Below are 8,596 nucleotides of genomic sequence, written 5' to 3' on the forward strand. Positions count from 1 at the left end.
AAAACAAAAAACAGCTGTCAAATTTGATGGCTGTTTTTATTTTAGGAGCTAATCCCGCTTTCCGTTGCAATCTTTTCCTTGCTAAAGGAGCAAGAAAAAGGATTTTCACTTTAATCGGGGCTAAAAAAAACAAAGAAATGATTACACTAAAAAGAACAACATCAGATAACCCAGATTTTCAAAAACTAACAGCACTTTTTGATGAATATCTTGTTGATATCGATGGAGAAGAAAAAGATTTCTTTGCACAATATAATCAAATTCATTTAGAGAATGTCGTTATTTGTTATGAGAATGATAATGCCATAGGTTGTGGTGCATTCAAAACATACGAACCAGAAATTGCAGAAATAAAAAGAATGTTTGTACACACCCTGAACACCGAGGCAAGAAAGTGGCAAGTCAAGTGTTAAACGAATTGGAATCTTGGGCAAAGTCGCTCCATTTTTCTGCCTGTATTTTAGAAACTTCCTTTAAACTAGAAAACGCCATCGCACTTTACAAAAAAAGTGGATATACAATAATTGAAAGATATGGACAATACAAAAATGTTGAAAGTAGTGTTTGTATGAAGAAAATCTTAAAATAAAATGTATTTTTGAATTTCGGAAAATCTAATATCATATATCTGACACGAGCCTAAAAGGCGAAATGGCGAAGCAAATCTAAAATCAATGATGAATTGGGAACAATTATTATCTCTTAAACGACAAGGCGACACAAGCAAACGATTGCGAAAAGAACAAGACGATACTCGTTTGGGTTTTGAGGTAGATTATGACAGAATCATTTTTTCGGCAGCATTTCGTAGCTTGCAAGACAAAACACAAGTGATTCCATTATCTAAAACAGATTTTGTACACACCAGATTAACACACAGTTTAGAAGTTTCTGTAGTTGGACGATCTATCGGGCGATTAGTAGGCAAAAAAATTATAGAAAAATATCCGCATTTACAAGAAATTCACGGTTATCAAGCAAACGATTTTGGAGCTATTGTTGCAGCAGCTTCATTAGCTCACGATATTGGCAATCCGCCATTTGGTCATTCGGGAGAAAAAGCTATTGGTGAGTATTTTTCGATAGGAAAAGGGCAAAAATACAAAGACCAACTTACAGACAAACAATGGCAAGATTTAATCGATTTTGAAGGAAATGCAAATGGTTTTTCTGTACTTACAAGTTCACGTCCAGGAATAGAAGGGGGTTTGCGTTTATCCTATGCCGTTTTAGGCGCTTTTATGAAATATCCCAAAGAAAGTTTACCTAAAAAACCAACTTCAGCTATTGCTGATAAAAAATATGGATTTTTTCAAACTGATAAAGTCTTTTTTCAAGAAGTTGCTTCAGAATTAGGAATGATTACAAATAAAACTGGTGATGACATTGGTTTCGAACGCCATCCACTCGCCTATCTTGTTGAAGCAGCAGACGACATTTGCTATACCATTATAGATTTTGAAGACGGAATTAATCTAGGGCTAGTCTCTGAAGATTTTGCATTAGAATATCTTATAAAATTAGTAAAAGATAATATTGATTCTATTAAATATAACACCTTAACTACAAAGGAAGATCGAATTAGTTATTTACGCGCATTAGCCATTGGAAGTTTGATAAATGATGCTGTAAACACATTTATCGAAAATGAAAGTGCAATTCTAGAAGGAAATTTTCCATTTGCATTAACTGATAAAAGTAAGTATAAAGCGCAAATGGATGATATCATCAAATTGAGTGTTAAGAATATTTACCAAAGTCGAGAAGTGATAGAAAAAGAACTTACTGGCTATCAAATCATCAATAGTCTTCTTGACAAATTTATCACAGCTTACAACAACAAACACGAAGGAAAAGCAACTAATTTTGATTCTTTATTACTTAAAATTTTGCCCGAAAAATACCATCTGGAAAAAGGAAGTTTATATGATCAATTATTACATATTTGTCATTTTGTATCTATGCTAACCGATGGCAATGCATTGTTATATAACAAAATAATTTCTTAACACAAGTGTTAATAATAGCAATATAATGTCAAAAAATTGTTATTGTTTTAATATATTATTTATATTCGCAAATAATAAACTAATTTTAAATACATAACAATGAAAAAAATTACTCTTTTTTTATTTTTTCTTATACCAATGTTTGGGTTTTCCCAGACTCCTATTGAGAAAATACAGAATTATATGACAGAAAATCGGACTAAATTAAACTTAACGCAATTGGATGTTTCGGATTTAGTTATAACGAATGATTTTGTAACTGCTGATAATGATGTTTTTATTTATCACGTAAAACAACGTATAAACGGAATTGAAGTTTTAAATTCAGATTCTAATTTTTTAATTCAAAACAATAAATTAATCAACCAAGGAGGAGAAAATTTTATTCAGAATATTAATCAAAAAATTAATACTGCAATTTCAAGTTTTAGTGTAACTGACGGATTTGGTTCTGCAATAACACAACTTCAAGAAATTAATGTTAACAATGTTCAAATTTTAGAATCAAATAAAAATAAATACAAATTAAGCAATGGTAATTTAACAGACAGTCCCATTATTGCTCAATTAGTATATTATCTTACAAATACGACAACTTTAAAATTAGCTTGGGATTATGAATTTTACTCTCAAGACTATAAGCATTTATGGAATGTAAAAATAGATGCTGTTGATGGTAAAATTTTAGACAAAAAAGACATGGTTATCTCTTGTAACTTTGGTCCTAGACATATTCATACAGAAAATATTACCCATAATTCAGTAGAATTTACAAAAAATTTCTTAAAAAATGACGATCAGAAATCAATAGTCTTTACTCCTGGAACAACAAATTATAGAGTAATACCTTGGAATTATGAGAGCCCAAATCACACTGCTAGACAATTAATAACAAATCCCGAAGCGACTACCGCATTAGCACCACTACTTGTTGCGGCATCTCCTAACGGATGGCATAATGCTAGTACAACAATTGGCGGCACAACCACTACTTATAATTATACAAGAGGAAACAATGCATTTGCTTACTCAGATTACACAAATTTAAATCCTGCTACCCCAACAACATATACTACGGCTTCAGCTGGAGCATACCCAAATTTAACTTTTGATTTTGCCTACCCTGGCAATAGCGTAGCTGCTACAACTTATATTGCTGCTGCAACAACAAACTTATTTTACCAAAACAATGTAATGCATGACTTGTGGTACCAATATGGTTTTACCGAAGCTAACAAAAATTTTCAAGCCGCTAATTTTAGTAGAGGTGGTACAGGTAATGATGCTGTAAATGCAGAAGCTCAGGATGCTTCACAAGCTACAACACCAGCTTTTAACAATGCTAATTTTTCAACTCCAACAGATGGTTCTAAACCAAGAATGCAAATGTATCTTTGGAATATCAGAAAACCTTCATATTTATTAGTAAACACAGGGGCTTTATCAGGCACAAGCTATCCGTATAATGACAATGCTTTTAGTCCAGGACACGTTAATTTACCAGTGACACCTGCAACTTTAACAAATGATTTAGTTTTATTCGACGATGGCACTCCAGATAACTCCGATGCTTGCACTGACGCAATAAATGCTACTGCATTAAATGGAAAAATTGCAGTTATTAGAAGAGGTACTTGTTCATTTGCTATTAAAGTGAAATTTGCGCAAACAGCAGGAGCTATTGGTGCAATTATCGTAAACAATACTGCTGGCGGTATATCTATGGCTGGAGCAGATGCCACAATCACTATTCCTGCAGTTAGTATGTCTCAAGCAGATGGTGAAGCACTTATCACAGCAATGGGAGCTGGAACGGTAAATGTGAGCATTTCTACTCCTGAAATTTTTGTTAATGCAGACGGTGATTTTGACAATGGAGTTATTGCTCACGAATATACTCATGGTATTTCAACAAGATTATCAGGAAACTGTTTAGGCGGTGCTGAACAAATGGGAGAAGGATGGTCTGACTGGGCTTGGCTAATGATGCAAATAAAACCAGGTGACACAAGAAATGATGCAAGAGGAATTGGCACATTCGTAGAGAATCAAGCTACTAATGGCCCTGGAATTAGAGAATTTAGATATTCAACTGACATGTCAGTTAACCCACATACTTATGCCGATTCAAACGATCAATGGTATACAGATGCCACATCCGGTTTTGATGTTATTGACACTCATGGCCTTGGATCAATCTGGGCTGTTATGTTATGGGATTTAGCGTGGAATTATATAGACAAATATGGTTACGATCCAAATATCTATAGTGGAACTGGTGGTAATAACAAAGTAATGAAATTGGTGTTGGATGCTATAAAAATTGGCGGATGTAATCCAACAATTGTTAGTGGTCGTAATGCTATTATTGCTGCAGATCAAGCAACAACTGGCGGTCAAAATTATTGTATGATTTGGGCAACTTTCGCTAGAAGAGGTGTAGGTGTTGGAGCTTCCGCAGGAAATAATTCAAGTTCTGTAACAGATATTCAGGATCAAACAGCAAGTTTCGTTGAGCCTGCTCCAGGACCAAACTGTACTTTAGGAGTTAACTATTTCGAAAATGAGGATATGATAAAAGTTTATCCAAATCCATCACACGGTCAAATCAATATCAAAATAAACCAATTTATTGGAAAAGTTAACTTACAAATCGTTGATTTAAATGGTCGTGTAGTTTATTCATTAAACAATACTGATTTTAATATTGAAAAAACAATTAACTTAAGTAATTTACAATCTGGAATGTATATCGTTAAAATTAACGGAAGTGAATTAAATTATACTAAGAAAATTATCTTAAACTAATTTTACAAAATAACACTAAAAGCGTTCACAAATTGTGAACGCTTTTTTTATATAATAGAATCAAATAATTTCGCCAAACTTAACACATCAATATTACAAATATTATGTAATTCATTGACTGAACCTTGTTCAATAAAATTATCTGGAATTCCTAAATTTTTAATAAAAGTCTTATAATTATTATTAGTAGAAAACCGATTAATAACGCTCCCAAAACCACCAATTATCGAGTTTTCTTCAATTGTAACGATTGTATAATATTTTATAAATATTTCATGAAGCAAAATATCATCTAAAGGTTTTACAAAAGGGAAATGATAATGTGAAAACAAATCAGAATTTTTAATTTTACCAAGAGCATTAATAACATTATTCCCAATAGCTCCTGTAGATAAAATAGCAATTTTAGCACCTTTTTTTAATTGAATTCCTTTACCAATTTCGACTTGTTCAAATGGCAATTGCCAATTTTCTAACACACCACGACCACGAGGATAACGAATGGCAATAGGATTTTTTAATCCCAATTGAGCTGTAAACATGATGTTTCTCAATTCTATTTCGTTTATTGGAGCATAAATAATTATATTAGGAATGCAATTCAAATAAGAAATATCAAAAACACCATGATGCGTTGCGCCATCTTCACCAACTAGTCCAGATCTATCCAAACAGAAAATTACAGGTAAATTTTGCAAAGCCACATCATGAATAATCTGATCATAAGCCCTTTGCATAAATGTTGAATAAATATTACAAAAAACAACCATTCCTTGCGTTGCCATTCCTGCTGATAAAGTTACGGCATGCTGTTCCGCAATACCTACATCAAATGCGCGTTTTGGGAAAGCTTCCATCATAAATTTCATAGAAGAACCTGAAGGCATTGCTGGAGTAATTCCAATTATTTTTTCGTTTTTTTCGGCTAATTCTACTAGGGTTAGTCCAAAAACATCTTGAAATTTTGGAGGTAAATTTTCTTCGGATTTCAAGTGTATTTTTCCTGTATCAGCATCAAATTTGCCTGGCGCATGATATTTTACCTGATCTTCTTCGGCTAATTGTAACCCTTTTCCTTTGGTTGTAATTATATGGAGAAATTTTGGCCCTTTTATATTTTGTAATCGTTTTAACTCATTGATAACTGCAAAAATATCATGACCATGTATTGGTCCTGAATAATTGAAATTTAAAGAGGTAATCATATTGTTATTTTTGGGATTCTTCCCTTCTTTCACAGCAGTGAGATAATTTTTAAGAGCACCAACACTGGGGTCGATTCCGATAGCATTATCATTTAATATTACCAATAAATTGGCATCAGTTACTCCAGCATGATTCAATCCTTCAAAAGCCATTCCGCTCGCAATGGAAGCGTCACCAATAACCGCAATATGTTGTTTGTTAAAATCACCTTTGATATTAGAAGCTATTGCCATTCCCAGCGCTGCAGAAATTGAAGTTGATGAATGACCAACACCAAATGCGTCATAAATACTTTCGCTTCGTTTAGGAAAACCAGATATTCCGCCTAATTTCCGATTGGTATGAAAATTTTCTCTTCGTCCAGTTAATATTTTATGCCCATAAGCTTGATGACCTACGTCCCAAACCAATAAATCTTCGGGCGTATTAAATACATAATGCAAAGCAATTGTAAGTTCGATAACACCAAGACTTGCTCCTAAATGTCCTTCGTTTTTTGAAACAACATCTATAATAAAATCACGCAATTCTTGAGCAACTTGTGGTAGTTGATTTATATCTAATTGACGTAAATCTTTGGGGTTATTTATATTTTGAAGTAAATTATCAGACATAAAGCAAATGTACAAATTGAATTCTTATTTTTGCTTTATGGAAAACATTTTCACAGACGAATATTTTATGAAAAAAGCTTTGCAAGAAGCTTATTTAGCTTTTGATAAAGATGAAATTCCTGTAGGTGCAATTGTGGTAATAAACAATCGAGTAATTGCTAAAAGTCACAATCTAACTGAATTATTAAATGATGTGACTGCTCATGCGGAAATGCAAGCCATAACAGCTTCTGCCAATTTTCTGGGCGGAAAATATTTAACCAACTGTACGCTATATGTAACGCTAGAACCTTGTCAAATGTGTGCGGGCGCTTTATATTGGAGTCAGATTTCTAAAATAGTCTTTGGCGCAAATGATGCCAAGCGTGGTTTTACTAAAATGGGAACACAGTTGCATCCTAAAACTATTGTAGTTAGTGGTGTTTTAGAAGAAGAATGTGGAGATTTAATGAAAGATTTTTTTAGGAAAAAGAGATAAAAAAACCGCTTCAAAATGAAACGGTTAGTTTTTCGGTATGCCAAAAAATAATTTATTATCCTTCGATAACTACTACTTGAGCAGCTACTCTACCTTTTCTTCCTTCTTCTTCTTCGTAAGAAACTTTGTCTCCTTCTCTTAACTCTTCAGCTTTGATACCTGAAGCGTGTACGAAAATGTCTTTTCCTGTTTCGTCGTCTGTAATAAATCCGTAACCTTTAGATTCATTGAAAAATTTTACTGTTCCTGTGCGCATTTTAATTGTAATAATAATTTATAATGTAGCAAATGTAATCTTTAAAATAATACAAACGCAAATTTGTGTTAATATTTTTTAAAAATATTGATAATCAGGCATTTCTATTTCAAATCTAATTGAATATGCAACTCTTTTAGTTGACTTTCATCAATAATTGAAGGCGCATCAATCATCACATCTCTTCCTGAGTTATTCTTTGGAAAGGCAATAAAATCACGAATGGTTTCTTGTCCGCCTAGAATAGCAACTAATCTATCCAATCCGAAAGCTAACCCTCCGTGAGGCGGCGCTCCGAACTGAAATGCATCCATCAAAAATCCGAACTGATTTCTTGCTTCTTCTTCAGTAAATCCTAAATATTTGAACATGAGCTGTTGCGTTGCTTTGTCATGAATTCTGATAGAACCACCACCTATTTCGTTTCCATTCAAAACCATATCGTAAGCATTGGCACGAACTGATTTTGGGTCAGTTTCTAACAAGTGCATATCTTCTGGTTTAGGCGAAGTAAACGGGTGATGCATGGCGTGATAACGACCTGATTCTTCATCAAATTCTAATAATGGAAAATCGACTACCCAAAGTGGTGCAAATTCAGCTGGGTTTCTTAATCCCAAACGTGTTGCTAACTTCATTCTAAGTGCAGAAAGCTGTGTTCTAGTTTTATCTGCTGGACCAGAAAGTACAAAAATCATATCTCCTGCTTTTGCTCCAGTAACTTTTGCCCAATTGCTTAAATCTCCTTGGTCGTAAAATTTATCTACTGATGATTTATAAGTTCCATCTTCGTTACATTTTACATAAACCATTCCTGAAGCACCTATTTGTGGACGTTTCATCCACTCTATTAATGCGTCAATTTCTTTTCTAGAATACTCTCCAACTCCTGGAGCTGCAATAGCTACAACTAATTCGGCAGCATTAAAAACTGGAAAATCTTTGTGTTTTGCATATTCATTCAATTCTCCAAATTCCATTCCAAAACGGATATCTGGTTTGTCATTTCCATAAGTTCTCATCGCATGAGCGTAAGTCATACGAGGAAATTTTTCTACTTCAATACCTTTTATTTCTTTTAATAAATGACGTGTAAGTCCTTCGAAAACATTTAAAATATCTTCTTGTTCTACAAATGCCATTTCACAATCTATTTGAGTAAATTCTGGCTGACGATCGGCACGTAAATCTTCGTCACGGAAACATTTTACGATTTGAAAATATT

General features: G+C 33.3%; 8 protein-coding genes. 5 read left to right on the forward strand and 3 right to left on the reverse strand.

What is annotated here, in order from left to right:
* Window positions 1-26: 26 nt before the first annotated feature.
* From ABI549_RS03520 to ABI549_RS03535, 4 genes are all read left to right on the forward strand, one after another.
* Window positions 27-413 (forward strand): hypothetical protein, encoded by a 387-nt coding sequence (locus ABI549_RS03520; protein WP_348075070.1) that lies wholly within the window; start codon window positions 27-29, stop codon window positions 411-413.
* Window positions 395-589, forward strand: coding sequence for a hypothetical protein (locus ABI549_RS03525; protein WP_348075071.1), 195 nt, complete (start codon window positions 395-397; stop codon window positions 587-589). Before ABI549_RS03520 ends, ABI549_RS03525 begins: the two co-directional genes overlap by 19 nt.
* 88 nt (window positions 590-677) lie before the next feature.
* Window positions 678-2,009, forward strand: coding sequence for a dGTP triphosphohydrolase (gene dgt, locus ABI549_RS03530; protein WP_348075077.1), 1,332 nt, complete (start codon window positions 678-680; stop codon window positions 2,007-2,009).
* 99 nt (window positions 2,010-2,108) lie between these two features.
* Window positions 2,109-4,817 (forward strand): T9SS-dependent M36 family metallopeptidase, encoded by a 2,709-nt coding sequence (locus tag ABI549_RS03535; RefSeq protein ID WP_348075072.1) that lies wholly within the window; start codon window positions 2,109-2,111, stop codon window positions 4,815-4,817.
* A 47-nt stretch (window positions 4,818-4,864) separates the two neighbouring features.
* Here the strand turns inward: ABI549_RS03535 and ABI549_RS03540 are convergent, their stop codons facing one another.
* Window positions 4,865-6,637 carry a 1-deoxy-D-xylulose-5-phosphate synthase gene (locus ABI549_RS03540; RefSeq protein WP_348075073.1) on the reverse strand — a complete coding sequence of 591 codons (1,773 nt, stop codon included), beginning with the start codon at window positions 6,635-6,637 and terminating at the stop codon, window positions 4,865-4,867.
* Window positions 6,638-6,674: 37 nt separating this feature from the next.
* Here ABI549_RS03540 and ABI549_RS03545 point away from each other — a divergent pair, with 37 nt between their 5' ends.
* Window positions 6,675-7,115, forward strand: coding sequence for a nucleoside deaminase (locus ABI549_RS03545; RefSeq protein ID WP_348075074.1), 441 nt, complete (start codon window positions 6,675-6,677; stop codon window positions 7,113-7,115).
* A gap of 55 nt (window positions 7,116-7,170) precedes the next feature.
* Here the strand turns inward: ABI549_RS03545 and ABI549_RS03550 are convergent, their stop codons facing one another.
* Window positions 7,171-7,371: a cold shock domain-containing protein gene (locus tag ABI549_RS03550; RefSeq protein ID WP_011962450.1), complete on the reverse strand. Its 201-nt coding sequence runs from the start codon at window positions 7,369-7,371 to the stop codon at window positions 7,171-7,173.
* 104 nt (window positions 7,372-7,475) lie between these two features.
* On the reverse strand, window positions 7,476-8,596 hold a 1,121-nt coding region (aspS, locus tag ABI549_RS03555), incomplete at its 5' end, for an aspartate--tRNA ligase (RefSeq protein WP_348075075.1).

This window comes from Flavobacterium sp. (genome assembly GCF_039932285.1).
In the GTDB taxonomy this organism is placed as follows: domain Bacteria; phylum Bacteroidota; class Bacteroidia; order Flavobacteriales; family Flavobacteriaceae; genus Flavobacterium.

What these genes read in the sequence shown, in the direction of transcription:
- ABI549_RS03550 (WP_011962450.1), bottom strand. Translation starts at nt 7,371, where the DNA reads ATGCGCACAGGAACAGTAAAATTTTTCAATGAATCTAAAGGTTACGGA.
- ABI549_RS03540 (WP_348075073.1), bottom strand. Translation starts at nt 6,637, where the DNA reads ATGTCTGATAATTTACTTCAAAATATAAATAACCCCAAAGATTTACGT.
- ABI549_RS03535 (WP_348075072.1), top strand. Translation starts at nt 2,109, where the DNA reads ATGAAAAAAATTACTCTTTTTTTATTTTTTCTTATACCAATGTTTGGG.
- ABI549_RS03545 (WP_348075074.1), top strand. Translation starts at nt 6,675, where the DNA reads ATGGAAAACATTTTCACAGACGAATATTTTATGAAAAAAGCTTTGCAA.
- dgt (WP_348075077.1), top strand. Translation starts at nt 678, where the DNA reads ATGAATTGGGAACAATTATTATCTCTTAAACGACAAGGCGACACAAGC.
- ABI549_RS03520 (WP_348075070.1), top strand. Translation starts at nt 27, where the DNA reads ATGGCTGTTTTTATTTTAGGAGCTAATCCCGCTTTCCGTTGCAATCTT.